The sequence below is a fragment of the Akkermansiaceae bacterium genome (assembly GCA_019634595.1).
GTDB lineage: Bacteria > Verrucomicrobiota > Verrucomicrobiia > Verrucomicrobiales > Akkermansiaceae > Luteolibacter.
In genome coordinates, this window is record JAHCBC010000005.1 from 149,904 (window position 1) to 169,421 (window position 19,518).

At 63.3% G+C, this 19,518-nt stretch carries 16 protein-coding genes; 4 read left to right on the forward strand and 12 right to left on the reverse strand.

The window, feature by feature from the left end; genetic code table 11:
* Window positions 1–10: 10 nt before the first annotated feature.
* The 4 genes from KF712_18655 to xylA all read right to left on the reverse strand — a co-directional run bounded on the left by KF712_18655 (window position 11) and on the right by xylA (window position 5,386).
* Window positions 11–1,153, reverse strand: coding sequence for a glutathionylspermidine synthase family protein (locus tag KF712_18655; protein MBX3743012.1), 1,143 nt, complete (start codon window positions 1,151–1,153; stop codon window positions 11–13).
* Window positions 1,154–1,165: 12 nt separating this feature from the next.
* On the reverse strand, window positions 1,166–1,912 hold the full coding sequence (locus KF712_18660; GenBank protein ID MBX3743013.1) for a hypothetical protein: 747 nt from the start codon (window positions 1,910–1,912) through the stop codon (window positions 1,166–1,168).
* 86 nt (window positions 1,913–1,998) lie between these two features.
* Window positions 1,999–3,966: a hypothetical protein gene (locus KF712_18665; protein ID MBX3743014.1), complete on the reverse strand. Its 1,968-nt coding sequence runs from the start codon at window positions 3,964–3,966 to the stop codon at window positions 1,999–2,001.
* Between the two features lie 112 nt (window positions 3,967–4,078).
* Complete coding sequence (gene xylA, locus KF712_18670) at window positions 4,079–5,386, reverse strand: xylose isomerase (protein ID MBX3743015.1); 1,308 nt, start codon at window positions 5,384–5,386, stop codon at window positions 4,079–4,081.
* A 136-nt stretch (window positions 5,387–5,522) separates the two neighbouring features.
* On the opposite strand from xylA, the gene KF712_18675 reads away from it, so the two are divergent.
* Together KF712_18675 and KF712_18680 are read left to right on the forward strand one after the other, a co-directional pair.
* A complete protein-coding gene (locus tag KF712_18675) occupies window positions 5,523–6,239 on the forward strand; it encodes an AraC family transcriptional regulator (protein MBX3743016.1) in 717 nt (238 codons plus the stop codon).
* 244 nt (window positions 6,240–6,483) lie between these two features.
* The gene (locus KF712_18680; GenBank protein MBX3743017.1) at window positions 6,484–8,805 is read left to right on the forward strand and encodes a hypothetical protein; all 2,322 of its coding nucleotides are present in this window, start codon (window positions 6,484–6,486) and stop codon (window positions 8,803–8,805) included.
* A 141-nt stretch (window positions 8,806–8,946) separates the two neighbouring features.
* Here KF712_18680 and ligD read toward each other — a convergent pair whose 3' ends face one another.
* The 7 genes from ligD to KF712_18715 all read right to left on the reverse strand — a co-directional run bounded on the left by ligD (window position 8,947) and on the right by KF712_18715 (window position 16,771).
* Window positions 8,947–11,274: a DNA ligase D gene (ligD, locus tag KF712_18685; protein MBX3743018.1), complete on the reverse strand. Its 2,328-nt coding sequence runs from the start codon at window positions 11,272–11,274 to the stop codon at window positions 8,947–8,949.
* A complete protein-coding gene (locus tag KF712_18690; protein MBX3743019.1) occupies window positions 11,231–12,157 on the reverse strand; it encodes a Ku protein in 927 nt (308 codons plus the stop codon). The genes ligD and KF712_18690 overlap by 44 nt, the downstream gene beginning before the upstream one ends.
* Before the next feature lie 30 nt (window positions 12,158–12,187).
* On the reverse strand, window positions 12,188–13,072 hold the full coding sequence (locus KF712_18695; protein MBX3743020.1) for a YihY/virulence factor BrkB family protein: 885 nt from the start codon (window positions 13,070–13,072) through the stop codon (window positions 12,188–12,190).
* A 21-nt stretch (window positions 13,073–13,093) separates the two neighbouring features.
* Window positions 13,094–13,405 (reverse strand): hypothetical protein, encoded by a 312-nt coding sequence (locus KF712_18700; GenBank protein ID MBX3743021.1) that lies wholly within the window; start codon window positions 13,403–13,405, stop codon window positions 13,094–13,096.
* 147 nt (window positions 13,406–13,552) lie between these two features.
* On the reverse strand, window positions 13,553–14,353 hold the full coding sequence (locus KF712_18705; GenBank protein ID MBX3743022.1) for an SDR family oxidoreductase: 801 nt from the start codon (window positions 14,351–14,353) through the stop codon (window positions 13,553–13,555).
* A gap of 128 nt (window positions 14,354–14,481) precedes the next feature.
* On the reverse strand, window positions 14,482–15,309 hold the full coding sequence (locus KF712_18710) for a hypothetical protein (protein ID MBX3743023.1): 828 nt from the start codon (window positions 15,307–15,309) through the stop codon (window positions 14,482–14,484).
* An 88-nt stretch (window positions 15,310–15,397) separates the two neighbouring features.
* Window positions 15,398–16,771: a DUF1552 domain-containing protein gene (locus KF712_18715; protein ID MBX3743024.1), complete on the reverse strand. Its 1,374-nt coding sequence runs from the start codon at window positions 16,769–16,771 to the stop codon at window positions 15,398–15,400.
* A 92-nt stretch (window positions 16,772–16,863) separates the two neighbouring features.
* Between KF712_18715 and KF712_18720 the strand changes: the two genes are divergently transcribed.
* Window positions 16,864–17,316 carry a GNAT family N-acetyltransferase gene (locus tag KF712_18720; GenBank protein ID MBX3743025.1) on the forward strand — a complete coding sequence of 151 codons (453 nt, stop codon included), beginning with the start codon at window positions 16,864–16,866 and terminating at the stop codon, window positions 17,314–17,316.
* Between the two features lie 58 nt (window positions 17,317–17,374).
* Entirely contained in the window at window positions 17,375–18,292 is a 918-nt protein-coding gene (locus KF712_18725; protein MBX3743026.1) for a methyltransferase domain-containing protein, read from the forward strand.
* Window positions 18,293–18,419: 127 nt separating this feature from the next.
* Here the strand turns inward: KF712_18725 and KF712_18730 are convergent, their stop codons facing one another.
* Complete coding sequence (locus tag KF712_18730) at window positions 18,420–19,466, reverse strand: agmatine deiminase family protein (protein MBX3743027.1); 1,047 nt, start codon at window positions 19,464–19,466, stop codon at window positions 18,420–18,422.
* Between the last annotated feature and the right edge of the window lie 52 nt (window positions 19,467–19,518).

Here is a 19,518-nt window from a genome sequence, read left to right on the forward strand (position 1 = left end):
AATCCTTGGATCAACCCTCGATGCGGTGCGGCACGAAGCGGCTGAGGTTCCCCGTGACGGCGGAGGTATCCCCACGGGCGGAAAGGCCGCGGCATTCGTCGCCGATCATCCACAGGCCCCAGACGAAGTGGAGCCCGGCGGCTTTGAAAAGTTCCGTCTGCTGCTGATAAACACGCGGCTCCTGTCCCTGGTGGGGAATGCCGGAGGTCACGGTACGGCCGTGGTGGAGGATGTTCACCCCGGCACCCTCGCGGCCGAAAAGCGGCTTCTCCACCCAGCGGGTGACGCCGGAGGCACGCAGTCCGCGTTCGTCCAGGAAGGCGGGAAGGAGCAGGTCGTGGCCGGGATTCAGCTCCCACAGGATGGCGAGCAACGCCTTGTTGGAGAGCATCATCTTCCACGCCGGTTCCAGGAAGCGGTCGCGCTCCAGCGCCACCTCACCGAAGAAGTCCTCCTTCGCCATCCACTCCCACGGGTAGAGCTTGAAGATCCGCTCGATGGGACGCTCCCGGGTATCGGTGAAACGGCCCTCCGGCGACAGGCCGATCTCGCCCATGTCCATCAACTCCACCTGCTTGCCCGCCTGTTCCGCGGTCTCCGCCAGATAGGCGATGGTCTGGCGGTCCTCCTCGCTTTCCCACACGCAGGCGAAGTGGATCAGCTCCGCGCGCTCCTGCTTCCACTGGTCGATGAGCGCTTCATGGATGGAGTTGAGCTGGTCGCCTTCCGGAGCCACATCTTCCAGCCATTGCCACTGGACGACGGCGGCCTCCAGCAGTGAAGTGGGGGTATCGGCGTTGTATTCCAACAGCTTCGGCTGGCCATTGCCGTCCCATGCGAAGTCGAACCGGCCGTAAAGGTAGGAGTCCTCCATCCGCCAGGATGCCTCCGCCAGACGGGCTGCCTCATCCGGCAGGGAAAGGCGGTCCAGCCAACCGCGGGTGACGATCTCCGAGCAGGCGTGGAGGCACATGGCGTGCATTTCGTTGGCCGCCGCTTCCAGCGTCTCCGCTGCCTGCAGGGTCATCACCAGATGGCGGTCCTCCGTCCAGTAGGGGAGTCCGTCCGCTCCATGCCAGGTGAGGCCCGCTTCCTCCACCCGCTGCTTCCAGTTGTGGCGGGGAAGCCGGGTATCAAGTCGGATGTCTCTCATGGAAAAGGCGGATCAACTGCCGGAGGTGAACTCGCTGCTGCGGGACGCGCCGAAGCCGCCACGCACGGACTGGCCCGGCTTCACCGGCGTGCCTTGCATGCGGCTCTGCTCCACGGCCCTGCGGTAGCCGGGATTCGCGGAGGCATGGCCGGCGGCGGTGCGGCGTTCATCCATCGCACGGCGGTTCAGGTCGGCGGGGTTCCGGTCGGTCTGCTGGAAGCCCGCACCGGGAGAGAACAGGCCGCGGTTGCCGGAGAGCAGCATGTACATCAGCAGCATGTTCGTGCCGCTGAAGCCACCGCCACTGTGGCTGGCGGTGTTACCACCGGATTTTTCCTCCTCCTTGCGGGCCTCGGTGAGGGCGGCATCGATCTTTTTCAGGGATTCAGGGGACGGGCGGCTGGGCGGGACGAAGTCCGGGCCGGGCTGGGCCTGCCAGGAACCATCGACGAAATAACGTCCGTCATTGGCCCGCAGGTTGTAGGGTTGGGGAAAGAACTCGCGCCGCTCCGCGTGGTAGTAGCCCACGCCGTCCATCTGGAAATTGTTCGCAACCTCCCCGGCCTTCAGCAGGGCGTGCTGGGAGTCCAGCTTGTCGATGCCGGACTGGAGATTCGCCATCGCCGCGTCCTTCTCGGTGAAGGTGTAGCTTTCCTCCTTTTCACAACTGGCCAGACCACCGGCGAGCACGCAGAGCGTGGACCAGCGGAGGATGCCGTTGGGGCGGGGTGAGGCGGAGGAGCTGCGTTTCATCTTCATGGGCGGCGGAGTATCGGTGCGGATGGCACCCCCCGTCAACGAGATGCGGATTCCAAAAGCGGAATGCGTTTCCACGGCATAGCGACTCATCGCTCTGGCTTGCCGATAATCATCACGTCACTGACATAGAGGCGCGTGCCGTCGCGCTGGGCGGGTGGTAGTTTCGCGAAGTTGTCCTTCAGTGCGGCCTTCTTGTCAGGGGCGGTGCCTGTCATCTCGATCCGCACGCGGTGGACGCCGTCGGGCAGGTCGTGCGGGTAGATCCACGGGCTGACACGCCAGCGGTCCGCCACGCAGAAGCTGTCGAACTTCGCCGCCTCCACCGGAGGCTGGGAGTCCACCGTCACGCGGAACGTCCCGCAGTCCGGGCCTTTCAGCGCATAGAGGCCGAAGCAGGTGCCGGTGAAGCTGAACTCGATGGCGTCGCCGGGCTTCTCCCCGTACCACATGAGCGGTGCACGGGTGCCGGCGGATTTCATCGGCGGGGCATCCTTAGCCAGTTCCCGCCAGTTGCCCTGCCGGGCGAGATCCTTCATCGGGATCAGGATGGCTTGCTGCCATGACGCGGGGTCGAGTGGTGCCGGGAGCTGATGAGGACCGGCGGGCTTCGCAGCGGCGGATATGGCGGGCCATGACCGCTGGATGGCGGCCAGGTAGAGCGGGTGGCCCGTCTCCACATACGGATGCACGCCGTCACCGGAAAAGATGATCTTTCCGTCCGCCGCGGAGTTGGAGGGCAGGGGGGCGGTGAAGGTGAGGTCGCCGGCCTTTTCCATTTCTGCGATCGCAGGGCCAAAGTCGATGGACGGCACGCCATAGTGGTCCGCTACCTTTTCCATGGCCTCCACCGCCGGTGGGCGGCTGCCGCCCTGATAGTTGGGTAGAGTGCTTTTTCCGATGGTGTAGACAAAGCAGATGTCCGTAGTGGGTGAGGATTTCCACATCTGGCGGACGATGCCCTCCATTGCGCGGGTGGTCCGCTGAGGGTCTGTCGAACCGTCGTTCATCACGAACTCGACAAATACCAGGTCGGGCTTCTTCTCCACCACTTCGCGGCCCAGCCGGAAGGCCCCGAACGCGGAGTTCGTCCCGGAAAAGGTAGCGTTGATTTCCTCCACGCGGGACGACGGATAATGTTCCCGAAGCCACTCCAGCGAAAGCACCCGCCAGCCAGCGGCCTCGGTGATGCTGCCGCCGAGGTAGGCGATGCGGACGGGTTCACCAAAAGTGAGTTTCGTCAGCACGTTCGGCAGTCCGCCGCGTGCCTTGGTTTCCGTTTCCGGGATCTTGCTGGCAGGCTTGTTCTTCTTTAAGTTGAAGTTGAGCCACACTGTTTTCTCTTCTGAAAGACTCGAGATGCTCAGCCAGAATTTCGAATCTTCCCCTTTGATGACTTGACCCTCCGGGAACGGATCGAGCTGTGGATATCGGATTTCGTTTCGGATGCGGAGGTCCTCCATGGTTTCCCGGGGGTATCCATGCTGGTCCAGCCATTCATTGACTTTCTTGAGCCATTCATCCGCATTCACTGTCGGAACAAAGGCACTGACACTTTCCGACTCCACCTTCCCCTTTGCCAGAGTCACCGAGATGAGGACATCATCTGCCGTGGCGAAAGGAACGGAGCGGGTGAGCGGAGAGAACTCGGTTTTGAAATCCGGGAATTTCTTTCCCGTTTTGTGCCAAGATCCATAAAAGTCGGGAACGGCGCGGATGGTGTAGTAGTAACCGCAGGTGAGGCAGGTGGGTTGGAACCGCGGTTCACCTCCCGACAGTACATCCGTTCCTAATACGACTTTTTTGTCGTCCCGCAATTTCGCAAGGGTTCTGTCTTTGTCATTCCAGTCTTTCTGGTCCTTCACCTGGATGCCGTGCAGGCCGTAGAGGATCGGGATATCCTTGAGCGTCTGGTGGCCATCAGGGCACTGACCCAGCATCTTCGATGTTTTTTGCCGCCGATGCTTGTCCTCCGCATCGGGATCCCCGCTGAACATTTCATCGGGGGGCTGGGCGTATAACAACGGAAGCAAGACGAGCGGAAGGAGCCAACGCATGGTCCCCTCTACCAGTCCCGTCCGTCCACTTCCAGACAGTTATGATCGTGGCGGCTGGTCTTCCAACCGCCGCCACTCGCATAGTCCGGAATCCGGGGGGAAATCCCGCGGATCAGATGAACTCGTTCACGAGGTTCTCCAGCATCTCCTGCCGGCCGGATGCCAGCTTCGGCTCCGGTTGTCCGAGGACGTGGGCGGAGATTTCCTCCAGGCTGATGGACTTGCCCTCCACCTTCGCGCCGATGCCTTCGTTCCATGATGCGTAACGCTTCGTGACGAACTCCTCCAGCCGTCCGTCCGCACGGATGGCGGCGGCGGATTTCAGGCCGCGGGCGAAGGCGTCCATGCCGCCGATGTGGGCATGGAAGAGGTCCTCCGGCTCGTGGGATTCACGGCGGCGCTTCGCGTCGAAGTTGAGGCCGCCGGTGGTGAAGCCGCCGCTTTCCAGCAGCTTCAGCATGATGGAGGTGGTCAGGTAGATGTCGGTCGGGAACTGGTCGGTGTCCCAGCCGATGAGTTCGTCACCCTGGTTCGCGTCGATGGAGCCGAGCGCGCCCGCGGCTGCCGCGACGGTCATCTCATGCAGCATGGTGTGGCCCGCCAGCGTGGCGTGGTTCGTCTCCAGGTTCAGCTTGAGGTGGTCCATCAGGCCGTATTCGCGGAGGAAGTTCAGGCACGCCGCCGCATCGGAGTCATACTGGTGGGTGGAGGGTTCGCGTGGCTTCGGCTCGATGTAGAATTGGCCGGTGAAGCCGATCTTTTTCGCATAGTCCACGGCAAGGTGGAGCAGTGCGGCCAGGTGGTCCAGCTCCCGCTTCATGTCCGTGTTCAGCAGGGTGGCGTAGCCTTCCCGGCCGCCCCAGAAGACGTAGCCCTCACCGCCGAGCTTCAGCGTGGCGTCGAGCGCGGCTTTCACCTGCGCGGCACCATAGGCGAAGACTTCCGCGTTCGGGGAAGTGCCCGCGCCGTGCGCGTAGCGAGGGTGGGAGAAAAGGCAGGCGGTGCCCCAGAGGAGTTTTTTCCCGGTGGACTGCTGGAGCTGGAGCAGGTGGTCGGTGACCTTATCCAGCGCCTCGTTCGACTTCGCCAGGTTGTTCAGCTCCGGAGCGATGTCGCGGTCGTGGAAGCAGTAGTAGCCGATGTCCATCTTGTCGAGGAACTCGAAGAACACATCCGCGCGCTTGATCGCGTTCTCCACGGAGTCCGATTGGTCGTCCCATGGCATGAGCGCGGTGCCGCCACCGAAGGGGTCGCCCAGGCCGTTGCGCATGACATGCCAGTAGGCGGCTGCGAAACGAAGGTGGTCCCGCATCGTCTTGCCCTCGACGAGTTCGTCCGGGTTGTAGTGCTTGAACGCGAAAGGGTTCTTCGAGGACGGACCCTCGAACTGGATTTTCGGAATGCCTGGGAAATACGACATGGAGACGGGTAATACGGAGTTCCCCCGGGCCGCGCAAGGTTCCAGCATCCGATCAGGGCCGGGAGAGTAAATTCTTGGACCGAAATGGCCGGATCTGCATAAAATCCGTCCGCTCCTTGATATGGTGAATCTCTCCATGAAAACCGACGCTCCCTTTGATCCCACCGTGCAGTTCATGAGCCTGCTGGGGCATCTGCCGAACGTGTGCTTCTTTGCGAAGGACCGGGCGGGCAACATCATCTCCGCCAGCGCGGCGATGGTCAGGCGCTACGGCCTGCGCTCGCTGGACGAGCTGACCGGACGGAATGACCGCGACTTCTTTCCCGCCCACATCGCGAAGGGCATCGTGGATGACGACCATCTGGTGATGACGACAGGCAAGCCCCTGCTCGGGCGGGTGGAGGTGTTGTTCGATGAGAACCGGATCCTCGACTGGTACACGACGAACAAGTTCCCGCTCCACGCCATGGATGGCAGCGTGGTGGGCGTGATGGGGACGACGCACAGCCTCGGTGAAAAGCGCGGCACTTTTCTCGCGAATGCACGCATCAGCAAGGCGGTGGAGCGCATCCAGACGGCGTATGCGGAACGGCTGCCAATGGGCGCGCTGGCGGCGATGTGCGGGCTGAGCGAGCGGCAGTTCCGCAGGCAGTTCCAGCAGGTCTTCGAGATGAGCCCGCAGGAGTTCATCCACAAGACACGGGTGCAGGCCGGGTGCAAGCTGCTGAAGCAGAGCGACGCCCCCATTTCCTCCATCGCCACGGACTGCGGGTTCTGTGACCAGAGCTCCTTCACGCAGTATTTCCGCAGGTATCTGGGCATCACACCGCTGCAGTTCCGGAAGGGGTTGTAAGGGAGGGAGGACACTCCTGTCCTCCGGCTGCAATGGCGAGCCAAGGAAGAGAAGTTTTCAGCGTTCAGCGAAGACAAGGAGGCTGACTGCGACTCTTAGAGTGATATATTTCCCAACTTCGCGTCCTTGGCGTATTCGCGGTGAATCTTTGAGGATTCGCCAATGCCGCCGGTGGACAAGAGTGTCCACCCTCCTTACTCCATCCAGTGTAGGATTTCCTGACGGAATCCCGTATGATGCCGCCGTGAATTCCAGACTCCTTCCCATCTTCGCGGCGGTCAGTTCCGTCGCCTTGGCGCAGCCCCGGCCACTGGCCGGAAATCCCGGAAATGTGTTCCTTGCCGGGCAGGAGGTGGTGGTGAAGACGGGGGCTGCCGAAAGGGGGGGATGGATCTGCTTCGACTATGATGGGAAAGAGATCGCGGCAGGGATAGGTGCCGAGGCGAAGCTGGGGAAGGCCGGTGTCGGTTACTATGAGATATGGCAACTGGCGGACGATGGTGCACGGAAAGCCCGCACCACCTTCGCCGTGCTGGAACCGCTGAAGGCACCCGTGCCGGATGACACGCCCATCGCCATCGATGCCGCCGCCGCGTGGTTTTACAAGGACGGCGCTCCGTTCGGTTTCCGGGAAGCGGCAAGTCTCTCCGCGCTCGCGGGAGTGGGCTGGGTGCGGGATCGCCTGAGCTGGCCGGAGACGGAGCCGGAAAAAGGGAAATTCGCCGCGGAGACGAAGTACGACCGCAGCGTGGATGCCTTTTCATCACATGGGCTGAAGGTGCTGCAGGTCTTCCATAGCACGCCGAAGTGGGCGGGAAGCGATGCGAAGCATTTCCCCGACGACCTGCGGGACGCCTACCACTACCTGAAGGCGATGTCCGCCCGCTGGAAGGGCAAGGTGCGGGCGTGGGAGCCATGGAATGAGGGGGATACGTCCAACTTCGGCAGCCACACCGGTGCGGAGATGATGGCCTACCAGAAGGCCGCCTGGCACGGCATCCGCGCCGGGGATCCGGACGCGGTCGTCGGGCAGAATGTCTTCGCGGAACACCGCGAGAGCGGGGTGATCATGAACTTCATCGAGAACCTCGATGCCTCCGCGTTCGACACCTTCAACTTCCACCACTATGTCCGTAGTGGCATCCCGCAGGCGTATGCAACCATGAGGAAGGCCTCCGGCGGAAAGCCGGTCTGGATCACGGAGTCCTACTTCCATTTCCGGCAGGGGGTGCAAAAGAGCGATGTGGAACTTTCCGATGATGAACGGAAACTCCGCGCCCGCTTCCTCACGACCAACCTCGTCACCGGCCTGAACGAAGGGCCGGAGCAGTTCTTCACCTTCGTGCTGCCGCATTATCTGGAGAACGGCATCCTTTTCGGGGTGCTGAATGGGGACAACACACCGCGCGCGGACTACGTGGCGCTCGCCGCGGCGGGCCGGTTGCTGGCGGGGGCGAAGCCGCTGGGAAAACTTGAGGGGGATGCCAGCGCCTACGCTTTCAGTGCCCGGATCGATGGCGAGCCGAAGACGGTCGTTGCCGCGTGGTCAGGGGAGGGTGCGGCACTGCCGCCGTTGGGGGCGGAGAAGGCTTACGATTTCCTCGGGCGCGGGATGACCGTTCCGGAGCGGGTGGGTGAGGAGCCTGTCTATCTCGTCCTTCCCGCATCGGCGGAACTTCCGGTGAAACCCGCGCCGAAGGTTCCGGTGACGGAAAACAAGGACTGCAGCCCGCTGGTCATCCAGACCGTCTTTCCGCCCGACCGCCTGCGCCTCGACAACTCCTCATGGTTCCTCCGTAATACGGAAACGATGGAGGTGCCGCTGCGCGTCTATCACTTCGGGAAAGGGGATGCCGCTGTCTCCATCTCGCTGGAGGCGGATGCGGCGCTTTCCGGAACGCTTTCCGGAAACGCCGCCACCATCGGTTCTCTGGGGCGGTGGGACGGGACGCTGTCGCTGAAGCTGAGCGGTGCGCCCATCCCGGCACGGCCCATGTTGGTGAAGATCACCGCGACCGCGCCGGGGATGGATCCTTGTTTCTCCGTGGTCCGCATCAACACCTCCCTGGGCGACGTGACGCCGCTGGGGCGGAAAGAGATCGCCGCGGCGAAGGAGCAGGGGAACTGGAAACCCTCATCGTCCAAGGCGGATCTCGGCTTCGCGCTGAAGGACGGCACGGTGGAGGTGGCGGCGAAGATGAAAGGCGGCGACCGCTGGGTGTATCCATGGCTGCCATTGCCTGCCGCGGATCGTCCGGATGAATCGTGGGACGGCATCGCCTTCACCATCGTCCCCGGCACCACGCCCGCCACCTATCACGCGATGCTCAAGGAACCGAACGGAGCCACCTGGTCCATCAGCCTGCCGGATGTGCCTGCCGACGGGAAGCCCCACCGGGTGGTCATGTTGTTCGATGAATTCAGTTGGGCGAACTACACGCCGCATGACTCCAACGGCAAGCTGGACCGCCCGGCGATCGAGGCCATCGCCATCGGAGGGAATCCGAAGGGGGATGATTTCAACTATGCCTTGAAGGGCATCGAGTGGGTGAAGTTCGCGAAGTGAGCGTAGCGAAGCTCGTGAGAGCTTCGGTGGGATGGACTCACCTCCGTCCCACGATGCCATAAAAGGAAGCATGGCATCAGAGACGTGGCGGGATCGGTGAGTTCGTGGAAGTCCTCCCTGCCGAACCTCTCGCGAGGTTCGCTACCCCTTCTGGAACTCCGCCAGCACCTTCTTCGTCACCGACTGCGGCTTGATGCTCTTCCAGTCCTCCGGCAGTGAGAACGGCTCGTTGATGTGGAAGCCGGTCTGCACCACCTCCGCGAGATCATCCCAGTTCACCGGAGTGGAAACCGGGGCGGTCGCCCTGCCGCGCAGACCCCAGGGCACCACACAGGTCGCTCCTTTTCCATTACGCAGCCAGTCGATGTAGATTTTCCCAGTCCGTTTCTGCTTGCTTGCGGTGACGATGAACCGCTTCGGGTTGAACCCCGCGACGGCGCTGGCCACCGCCTTCGAGAACGGCTTCATCACGTCCCAGGCATGTACGCGCTTCAGCGGCAGGATGACGTGCAGTCCTTTGCCGCCGGAGGTTTTCACGACGGTATCCAGCCCACGCTCCGCGAGGAAATCCCGCAGCAGGAAGGCCGCACCGAGCGTCTCCTTCCACGGCACCGCGCTGTCCGGGTCCAGGTCCCAGATGAGCTGGTCCGGCTTGTCGGGGTTGGGGAACGCCGCACCCCACGGATGGATCTCGATCATCCCGAACTGCGCGAGCGAGATGATGCCCTTCACATCCTTCACGTAAAAGATCTCCGTGCCATCCTCCAGGGTCTTGGTGTGCACGTGGTCCGGCACGTGCGCCTTGAAGCTCTTCTGGAAAAACACCTTCCCGCCGATGCCATCCGGCGCACGGAGGATCGCCAGCGGACGGTTCTTCACATAGGGCAGCATCAGGTCTCCGACGCGTTCGTAGAATCGGGCGACTTCCAGCTTCGTGATGCCGTCGTCCGGAAAGACCACGCGTTCGGGATGGGAGATGGTGATGTTCATGACCATGAGATCCTCCGCGTCCGCGGTGGCTTTCTGGATCGCATCCAGATGCACGTCACGCGCGGCCTTGTCCTCGCGCAGGGAAATGAAACTGCCCTGGCGGATGAAACCCTCCGCGGTCAGTTCCGCGAACTCCACCTCCGCGACCAGCTCCGGCTTGATCCAGGTGACGTGCTTCTCCGCGAAAGGAAAGGGGGCTGTGTCGCTCGCCAGCGTCTTCATGCGCTTCAGCAGCCCGCGGCGTTTGTCATCGGTGAAGCCGGTGCCGACCTTGCCGCGGGGGATGAGTTTCCCGCCATCGAACGAGCCCAGCACCAGCGCGCCGAACGCGGGGCAGGAGTTCTTCGGCGGGGTGAAACCGCAGATCACGAACTCCTGGCGCGGGCGGCTTTTCGACTTCGCCCAGTCCCTGCGCAGCCCCTCGTGGTAGCGGCCGTTCGCCTTCTTGCTGATGATGCCCTCCAGCCCCAGCTTGCATGCTTCCTTGAAAAGGGCGGGACCATCGGCCCCCGGCCATGTCTTCGAGGTCCGCAACGGCCCGGTGTCGGATGGGATCAGCGCTGCCAGATGCTTGAGGCGTTCCACCAAGGGCAGGGGACGGAGGTTTTTCCCGTCCTCGTGCAGGATGTCGAAGGCGACGAAGATGATGTCGTTCTCCGCCGGAGTCTTTAAAGCATCCTGCAACAACCCGAAACGGGTCCGTCCCTTGTTGTCATACACCACCGCCTCGCCATCGAGGATGAAGTCCCCATCCTCCAGTTTTTCCAGATGCTTTGCCGTCGATGGGAAACGCTCCGTCCAGTCGAGGCCGGTACGGGTGAAAAGCCGGACCTTGCCCCTCTTCCGCACCGCGATGAGCCGGTAGCCATCCAGCTTGATCTCATGCAGCCACTCCTTTCCGGATGGCACTGAGGGAAATACCTTCGCCAGTTGCGGTGGGATGAAACCCGCCACCTCTTTCTCCAGTTCCGGCACGGGGAGATGGTCCACCTCGATCTTCCGCATCAGCCAGTTCGGTTCCTCTTTCATCCGGGCCAGCACGTAGGCACCGCCGAGCTTCCCGCCATTCAGCGCGAACTTCAGTTTTCCCTTCGCGTAGGCTTTCTTCCAGTCCCTGTCCAGCGGCTCCCAGGTGCCGCGGTCCCAGATCGCCACGTGACCCGCGCCGTAGTTCCCGGCGGGGATCTCTCCCTCGAAGCCCGCGTAGTCGATCGGGTGATCCTCGACATGGACCGCGAGGCGCTTGTCCGCCGGGTCCTCCGGGATGCCCTTCGGCACCGCCCAACTGGCCAGCGTGCCGTCCATCTCCAGCCTGAAGTCGAAATGGTGCGACCGCGCGTGGTGCTCCTGCACCACGAAGATCCGCCTGTCCGCGGAGGACCTGCCGGTGACCGGTTCGGTGGTCTTCGTGAAATCCCGCTTCGCGTGGTATTTCTCAAGCGCTGCGCTTCGCTTTCTTGCTGGCGGCTTTTTTTGCATGGCTGGTGGCCTTCTTCGCGGCGGTCTTTTTGGCGGCTGCCTTTTTTGCGGTCTTCTTCGCTACGGCTTTCTTTCCGGGCGCGGCTTTGGATTTCACGCTGCGTTCGAGGTAGTCGGCCAGGTTCAGCACCTTTCCATCTTCCTCCTCTTCGTCGTCCCCGCCGCCTTCTTTCACGTCATCGACGGACTTGCCGGAGCTGATTTTCCGTTCGATGAAATCCATCAAGGCCTCGCGGTATTCGTCATGGTAGTCGTCCGGCTTCCACCTGCCGCTCATCTCACCGATGAGCTTTTCCGCCAGCTCCATCTCGCGCTTGCCCGGTTGGAACTCCTTCGCGGAGGAGGAGGGGAGGTCGAGCTTTGACGCGGCTTTGATTTCCTGGGGAAAACGGAGCAGCATCAGCACCAGCACCTCATCCCGCACGAACATGGCGGAAAGATACTCGTGGGTGCGGATCACCACGCGGGAGATGCCCGCCTTGCCGGATTTGCGGAGGGCCTCGCGCAGGAGGGCATAGGCCTTCCGCCCGCGTTTCTCCGGCTCCAGGTAGTAGGGCTTGTCGAACAACAGGGGATCGATCTCCTTGAGCGGGACGAAGTCGGTGATCTCGATGGTCCTGGTCAGCTTCGGCTGAACGGCCTCCAGATCCTCATCCGTCAGCAGGATGAACTTGCCGTCGTCATGTTCATAGCCGCGCACCATGCGGTCCCACGGAACCTCCTCACCGGAGTCCGCGTTCACCCGTTCATAGCGGATGCGGGCGTGGTTCTTGCTGTCCACCATGTGGAGCTGGATGTCCGGCCGGGCCTCCGCGGTGGAGAGTCCCACGGGGATGTTCACCAGACCGAAGGCGATGGAACCTTTCCAGATTGCGCGGGCCATGCGGCTTTTTCCGCAGGCATCGTGCCACTCTCATTCCGGCGGGAACTTGCCCGTGCGGACGGCTCCCGACGAGGGGCGGATGTGCCGCCCGCGCCGGTTCGCATGCACCTGGGTGAACTCCGCGCCCAGCAGCAGGATGGTCGATGAGTAATAGACCCACAGCAGGATCAGGACGAGCGATCCCGCCGAGCCATAGCTGGAGGAGGTGGCCTCCCTGCCGAGGTACCATCCCAGCGCGAACTTGCCGAGGGAGAACAGGACCGAGGTGAAAACCGCACCCTCCGCCACGTCCCGCCAGCCGATCTCCGCGTCCGGCAGGATCTTCAGGATGGCCGCAAACAGCGTGGTGATGACCAGAAAGGAAAGGATGGCGCTCAGTCCGCTCCAGAACAGCGGATGCAGGGGCAGCACACGGGCGACAAAATCGCTGGCACCCTGGAGGAAGGCGGACAGGGCCAGGGAGGTGAGGAGGAGAAAGCCGATGCCCAGCACCATCGAGAACGAGAGGAAGCGGTCCTTCAGGATGCCTTTCAGGCCGCGGCCCGGTTTCGGCGAGATGCCCCACACGGTGTTGAGAGCGTCCTGGAGCTGGCCGAACACACCTCCCGCGCCGATGACCAGCAGCACCAGACCGGTCAGGGTGGCCAGCAGGTTGTCCGCAGGCTTCCGCGTGTTGGCCAGCATCTCCTGCACGGTCGCCGCCGCGGCATCCCCCATGCGGGATTTCAACTGGTCGTCCAGAACGCCGCTCGCCGCATCGTCGCCGAAGAAGATCCCGGCGATCGATACGGCGATGAGCAGCAGTGGTGCCAGTGAAAAGATCGAATAGTAGGCCAGCGCGGCACTGAGCCTGGGAACATTGTCGTCAAAGAACTCCGTGCCCGTCTGGCGGATGGTATCCCAGAGATCCTTCATTCCGGAGTCGCGGGGACGGGATCAGGCAGCCGGGCTGAGGTGGATGCCGCGGAGCCGCTTGAGGAAATCGCACGCATCCTTCCACCAGTCGTTGAAGGCGCTGTAGTCGTGGTCGGAAAGCAACCTTTGGTCGGAACCGTCCTCGAACGAAAAAACCACCTGCCTGGAGCTGCTGGTGCAGTAGCAGAGGGACACGCTGCGGATGAACTGGCCTTCCTCGACGGTGAGCTGGAGGAAGCGGTTGATGATCGGGTTTTTCGAGTAGGTATGGCGCCCGCCCGTTGGGGTTGCGGCCCGGCGGCTGCGGGTCGGCTTCAGGGAAGTGGATTTCATTGGCGTTGTGGCGATCATGTCCGCGCGTCAGTCGCTCGTGGCGTGCCATGTTTGAAACCCCGCAATGGCGCGGGAAAGTCCGTGCGGTGGGCTGGGAATGCCGTGCGAATTGCGATCCGCGTCATGCAATACCCACCGGCGACAGATTCACCCGTTGATGATCTCCCCGCCGTTCGGGTGCAGCACCTGTCCGGTCATGTAGGAGGAGTCAGCCGCCGCCAGGAACAGGAAACATTCCGCACATTCCCACGGTTGGCCGACCCTGCCAAGAGGGGAGTCGGAGCCGAAGGTGGCCACCTTGTCCTCCGGGAAGGTCGCGGGGATGAGGGGCGTCCAGATGGGGCCCGGTGCGACGGCGTTCACCCGTATTTTCTCCTCCGCGAGCTGCTGGGCGAGCGAGCGGGTGAAGGAAACGATGGCCCCCTTCGTGGCGGAGTAATCCACCAGTCCCGGGCTGCCGCGGTAGGCGGTGACGGAGGTGGTGTTGACGATGCACGCCCCCGGGGACTTCCGCAGGTGGGGCAGGGCTGCCTTCGTCAGGAAGAACATGGAGAAGACATTCGTGCGGAAGGTGTCCGTCAGATCCTGCTCCGTGATGTCGGTGATGGACTCTCTCGGATGTTGCTCGGCGGCGTTGTTGATGAGGATGTCCAGCTTTCCGAAGAGGGAGATGGTTTCCCCGATGACGGAAATGCAGTTGCGCTCCACGCCGATGTCCGTGGCCACCACCTCGCAGCGGCGGCCCATGGCGCGGATTTCCATGGCCGTGTCGTTCGCGTCGTCGTCCTCCTCCAGATAGACGATCATGATGTCCGCCCCTTCCCGCGCGAAAGTCAGCGCGGTGGCCCTGCCGATGCCGGAATCCCCGCCCGTGATGAGGGCCACCCTGCCATCGAGCCGTCCGCTCCCCTGCGCGCCCGGTTGGAGGGACACGGGCTGCGGCATCATCGGCCTCTGCTCACCGGGCTGGAGATCCTGGTGCTGCGGCGGGAGCTGGGCCTCATTGTGGGAGGCTCCCTGGTCTTTGGATTTGTTCGGCATGGCACCCCCTTTCGCAGGCGATGTGCCAGCGCGGATCAGCGTCTGCGGAGAAGCAGTCCCAACGTGGCGACGGAGCCGAGGAGCGCGGCGGCAGGTTCCGGAATGGGCAGCGTCTCCAGTGTCACATTGTCGAGATAGGCGGTGGTCTGGGCGGATGTTCCGGAGACGAAGGAAAGGGTCAGGTTGTCGTTGTTGAAGCCGCTGAATCCCGTGAGGCTTCCACTGCCGTTCACCCCGCCGTTGGTCGCGGTGATGGTCATGGCGTTTGTCACGCTGGAGTAGGTCAGCGTCAGGGTGACATAGACGTCATTCGTATCGTTCGCCGCCACATCCCCGCCATTGTAGGAACCATAGTTGTGGAGCAGCACCCGGGTCGCGCCGTCGGAAGGATTGGAGCTGTCCCCCTTGCCCGCGTAGAGGATGACGTTGCCGCCGGAAGTGCGGCCAAGCCCCACATGGATGAGGTTCGCCGGATCGGCGAGATCACCCAGGATGATGCGGGGGACGTTGACGTTGCTGCCGGAGGCGGTGAGGGTGGTCACGGCGAAGTCCGCCGTGAGGCGGAGAAGCTCCTGCCCGGGAAGGGCGGTGTTGAAAGCCGGTGCGCCGTTGGCGACCGTGGGTGTCAGCACGGCGGTGCTGGCAAGAGTACCGGAAGTGTCCACCAGCTCGATGGCGCGGGATCCTCCCGGTCCGTTGGTGTTCAGCGCGGCACCGCTGCTGAGAACGAAATTGGGCGACGGATCGCTGGTGAAATCCGAACTGAAGATCGTCACGGCTCCGGCCCCGGTTGTACAGGCGGCGATCACTGCAAGGCAGAATCCAGAGGTGGGTCGGAAAGCGAAGCGGGGGGTGGGTTTCATCGCAATACCTTAGATGAACAAGGATTTGCGGAAGGTCAAACCCATTCAATGGCAGGGTCTGGCCTTGGAAATGCCGGCAGGGCCGGACTCACCCCAGGTCCGTCAACGCGCTGTCCGCGTCGCCGAACTGCTGGGTCTTCATGCCCATGCGTTCCATCACCGCCATGTGCAGTCGGCAGAGCTTGCGGTTCTCATCCTTGCTGTAGTCCAGCATGCGTCCGCCGCGGATGGTGCCGCCGCCGCCGCCGGCCATCAGGACGGGGAGCTGGCGGGAGTCGTGCGCGTTGCCGTCCCACAAGCTGGAGCAGAAAAGGATCATGCTGTTGTCCAGCAGGGAGCGTTCTCCCTCGTTGGTGGCCGCCATCTTCTGCAGCGTGCCGCAGAGCAGCTCCATGTGGTACTCGTTCACGCGCTGGTACATGTCCAGGCGCTCCGGATTTCCGGCATGGTGGGAGAGTTCGTGCTGGCCGCCCTTGATGTTGCCCAGGAAGCCGAAGTTCATCTGCGAAAGGTCGTTGTTCAGCATCATGGTGGCGATGCGGGTGCGGTCCATCTGGAAGGCCAGCACCATGATGTCCAGTTGGAGCTGGAGGTGTTCCCGCACATCCACCGGAATGCCTGAGGCCGGGCGGGGGAAGGTGGGCTCTTTCACGCTCGGCTGCCAGCCCGCGCCGTTCGTCTCGATCTTGCTGGCGAGGTCGGCGCGTTCGATCCGTTGCTCGATCTCCCGGACGGAGGTGAAATACTCATCCAGCTTCTGGGCGTCGCGGCGGCTCACCTTGGCGCGCAGGGAATTGGCGTCGGAAAGCACGGTGTCCAGCACGCCCTTGTCGCGCTTGCGCTGGCTGCCGTCGTCGAAAAGCTGGTCGAACGCCTGTTGGGGGAAGATTTCCTTCGGGGCCGGGGTGGTGGGGCTGCTCCAGGAGATGTAGGCGGAGTAGATGGAGGTGAAGCCACTGTCCGTCCCGTAGTTCGGCCCTTCCGTGCCGAGCACGATGCTGGGCATGGGAGTGCGGTTTCCCAGTTCCCGGGCCATGAGCTGGTCCATGGTGGTGCCCACCTGTACGTCCGTCGTCGTCTGCTTCACGGTCAGGCCGGAAAGGACGTTCATCTTCGGATAGTGGCCGCCCGGACCGGCGACGGTGGTGGGGTTCCAGAGACCCTTGAAAACGAGAAGCTTGTCCTTCACCGCCTCCAGCGGGCTGAGCGTCTTCATCAACTCCAGCCCGTTCGGGCCGTTGGTCGCGCCCCAGTGGTGGGGATTCACTCCATTTCCCATGAAGACGGCGGCGAAGCGGCGTGGCGCGCCTTTCGCGGCGGCTACGGTGGCACCGGGCTGACCGGCCACGGTGCTGCCCCACGCGTTCATCGACTCCAGCCACGGCAGCCCGAGCGCGACACCTGCTCCACGGAGAAAGTGTCGGCGGGAGATCGTGTGTCGGCGTTCGCTGGAAAGATTCATGGGCGCAGGATGCTACGGCCACCAAGGCCCGGAGCTTTCAAAAGAACAAGGTCGATTTCCAATCTGCCGCGACCATGATAGGAGCATCTCCCATGCCCACGCACCGTCCTTTCCTCCCCTGCGATCTCGACGCCTGCACGGATCTCTTCGTGGCCACGTTCGCGCAGCCGCCATGGAACGAGACATGGGAGCGGGAAACCGCGCTCGCCCGGCTGGCGCAGTTGGCCGGGACCCCAGGTTTCTCCGGAGTGGTGGCGGAGGAGGAGGGGATCATCGGTTTCGCAATGGGGGTGTCCCAGCCGTGGCCCGGCGGGAACCACTACTACCTCCAGGAAGCCTGTGTGGACCACAGATTCCAGCGGCAGGGCGTGGGCACCGCGCTCATGGCGTATCTTTCCGAACGGGTGGAGGAACATGGAGACCAGCGCGTCTATCTGCTCACCGCCCGCGATGATGTGGCGGAGGCATTCTATTCCAAGCTGGGCTTCTACACCAGCCCGCGGATGATCCTGATGGCGCGGCGGAGGTCGGTGCTGCCATTTTAAGGACGGCTGTCGTTGTTCCGGCTCTTGCCGTCTTGGTCGGGATGCGCATCATCGCCGCATGCCTCAGCCGCCACGCAGATCCTTCCGGAACCAACCGCCCTCAAAGCGCCCGCAGCAGGGGCAGGGGCCGTTTTCCCAGCCGAAGCGGCAGCCCGGGCCACCGGCGAAGGCTGGCGCGCAACCGCCCCGGCACGGCGGCGGAAAAGGTGGAGAGGACCAAGGCTGGGATCCCGTCGCCGCATGGTATGACAAACTGGTCGGTGAAACCGGCTCCGATTACCACCGCAATGTCATCCTGCCCGCCACACTGCGGATGCTGGACCTGAAAGGCGGCGAAAGCGTGATCGACGTTTGCTGCGGCCAGGGCGTGCTGGTGAAGCCACTGCTGGATGCCGGTGTCGGGAAATTTCTCGGGGTGGATGCCAGCCCGCGCCTCATCCAGGCGGCGGAGGGTCGCCACGGCAGGACCAGGAATGTTTCCTTCCGCACCGCGGACGCCTGCAAGCCGGGCGCATGGGCGGACGGCAGCCATGATGCCGCCACCTGCCTGATGGCCGTCCATGACGTGCCGGACATCACCGGCCTCTTCACCAACGTGGCGAAGTCCCTGAAACCCGGCGGCCACGCCGTGCTGGTTTTCATGCACCCGTGCTTCCGTATCCCGAAGAAGACGCACTGGGGCTTCGACAACGACCAGAAGATCCAGTTCCGCAGGCTGGACAGCTACGGCTCGCCGCTGGAGATCCAGATCGCCACCCATCCGGGAAAAGGTGGTCCGGAGCAGACCATTTTCTATCATCGCCCGCTGTCAGAACTCATCACCGCCATGGGCAAGGGCGGGCTGGCCGTCACCGCCTGCGAGGAACTCTACAGCCACCGCCGTTCCCAGGGTGGCGGCGCTTTCAGCAAGGCGGAGCACAAAGCGGCGGAGGAGTTCCCCATGTTCATCGCATTCCGCTGCGTGGCGGCTTCGTGAATCCCTCATAGGGGAAGATTCCGCATGTGACGCTGGGAGCGCTGGTCTTCAGACTGGCATCTTCCGGAGCGTGTAATTCCGAAATCCCAGGATGGGCGGATATATCTTCCCTTGCCTTTCCGCTACCTCACGCCGGCTGCTGCTGGGAGATGCAGTGCAGTGTCCCGCCTTCCTCGACCAGATCGAGGCAGTCGATGCCCACCACCTCGCGGCCCGGGAGCAGCTCGCGGATCATGCCCAGCGCGCGGTCATCATTCCGGCCCTGGCGGAAGGTCGGCACCAGCACGCCGCCGTTCACGATGAGGAAATTCACATAGGACGCGGGCAGCACCGGCAGCCGCCAGCCGGGGACTTCGCAGGCCTCCGGCAGCGGGATTTCGATGATCTCGAACGGCCGCTTCTTAGGACTCTGGAAGTCCCGCAGCCGCCCGAGGTTGTCCGCCAGCACCTTCCGGTTCTCCGTGGTGCCGGAGACGTCGATGCAGGCGAGGATGGTTTCCTCATCCACGAAGCGGGCGAGGTCGTCGATGTGGCCGTCGGTGTCGTCGCCCTCGATGCCCTGCTTCAGCCACAAAATTTCCGAAATGCCGAGTCCATCGCGCAGGCGTTGCTCGATTTCCTCTTTGCCCAGGTGCGGGTTCCGGTTCGGGTTGAGCAGCACCGCTTCCGTGGTGAGGAGCTGGCCCGCGCCGTTGATCTCGATCGCGCCGCCTTCCAGGATCATGTCCTGTTTGAACACGCGCTTGCCCAGCGCCGAGGCGACGCGGGAGGGGATGGCATCGTCCAGATCCCATGGCGGGAATTTCCCACCCCATGCGTTGAAACCCCAGTCCGTGACGGCGGTGTCTCCGGTTCCGTGGTGTTTCACGAAGATGGGGCCGTGGTCGCGGCACCAGACGTCATTGTGCGGGTGGTCGAAAAGCTCCACGCGCTCCGGCACGGCCCTGGCCCGGTTGCAGGCGGCGGCGATGGCGGCATGGTCCGCGCCCGGCGCGTTGATCCGCACCGGCTCGAAGCGGGAGATGCCCGCGGCGATCTCCGCGAACTTCGACCACATCAGGTCTTTTTTGGCTCCGCCCCAGTGGCGCGGATCGTCCACCGGCCAAGACAGCCAGACGGCTTCCTGGGGTGCCCACTCGGGTGGCATGGCGTATCCTGCGGCGGCGGCGTTCATGCGGGGACGATGAATGGGTCCGGAGAAAAAGGGAAAGCGGATTCCATTTGAA

Coding starts and splice junctions, on each gene's coding strand:
- KF712_18710 (MBX3743023.1), bottom strand. CDS start 15,309: ATGAAACCCACCCCCCGCTTCGCTTTCCGACCCACCTCTGGATTCTGC.
- KF712_18660 (MBX3743013.1), bottom strand. CDS start 1,912: ATGAAGATGAAACGCAGCTCCTCCGCCTCACCCCGCCCCAACGGCATC.
- KF712_18665 (MBX3743014.1), bottom strand. CDS start 3,966: ATGCGTTGGCTCCTTCCGCTCGTCTTGCTTCCGTTGTTATACGCCCAG.
- KF712_18725 (MBX3743026.1), top strand. CDS start 17,375: ATGCCTCAGCCGCCACGCAGATCCTTCCGGAACCAACCGCCCTCAAAG.
- KF712_18695 (MBX3743020.1), bottom strand. CDS start 13,072: ATGAAGGATCTCTGGGATACCATCCGCCAGACGGGCACGGAGTTCTTT.
- xylA (MBX3743015.1), bottom strand. CDS start 5,386: ATGTCGTATTTCCCAGGCATTCCGAAAATCCAGTTCGAGGGTCCGTCC.
- KF712_18675 (MBX3743016.1), top strand. CDS start 5,523: ATGAAAACCGACGCTCCCTTTGATCCCACCGTGCAGTTCATGAGCCTG.
- KF712_18700 (MBX3743021.1), bottom strand. CDS start 13,405: ATGAAATCCACTTCCCTGAAGCCGACCCGCAGCCGCCGGGCCGCAACC.
- KF712_18690 (MBX3743019.1), bottom strand. CDS start 12,157: ATGGCCCGCGCAATCTGGAAAGGTTCCATCGCCTTCGGTCTGGTGAAC.
- KF712_18720 (MBX3743025.1), top strand. CDS start 16,864: ATGCCCACGCACCGTCCTTTCCTCCCCTGCGATCTCGACGCCTGCACG.
- ligD (MBX3743018.1), bottom strand. CDS start 11,274: ATGCAAAAAAAGCCGCCAGCAAGAAAGCGAAGCGCAGCGCTTGAGAAA.
- KF712_18705 (MBX3743022.1), bottom strand. CDS start 14,353: ATGATGCCGCAGCCCGTGTCCCTCCAACCGGGCGCGCAGGGGAGCGGA.
- KF712_18655 (MBX3743012.1), bottom strand. CDS start 1,153: ATGAGAGACATCCGACTTGATACCCGGCTTCCCCGCCACAACTGGAAG.
- KF712_18715 (MBX3743024.1), bottom strand. CDS start 16,771: ATGAATCTTTCCAGCGAACGCCGACACACGATCTCCCGCCGACACTTT.
- KF712_18730 (MBX3743027.1), bottom strand. CDS start 19,466: ATGAACGCCGCCGCCGCAGGATACGCCATGCCACCCGAGTGGGCACCC.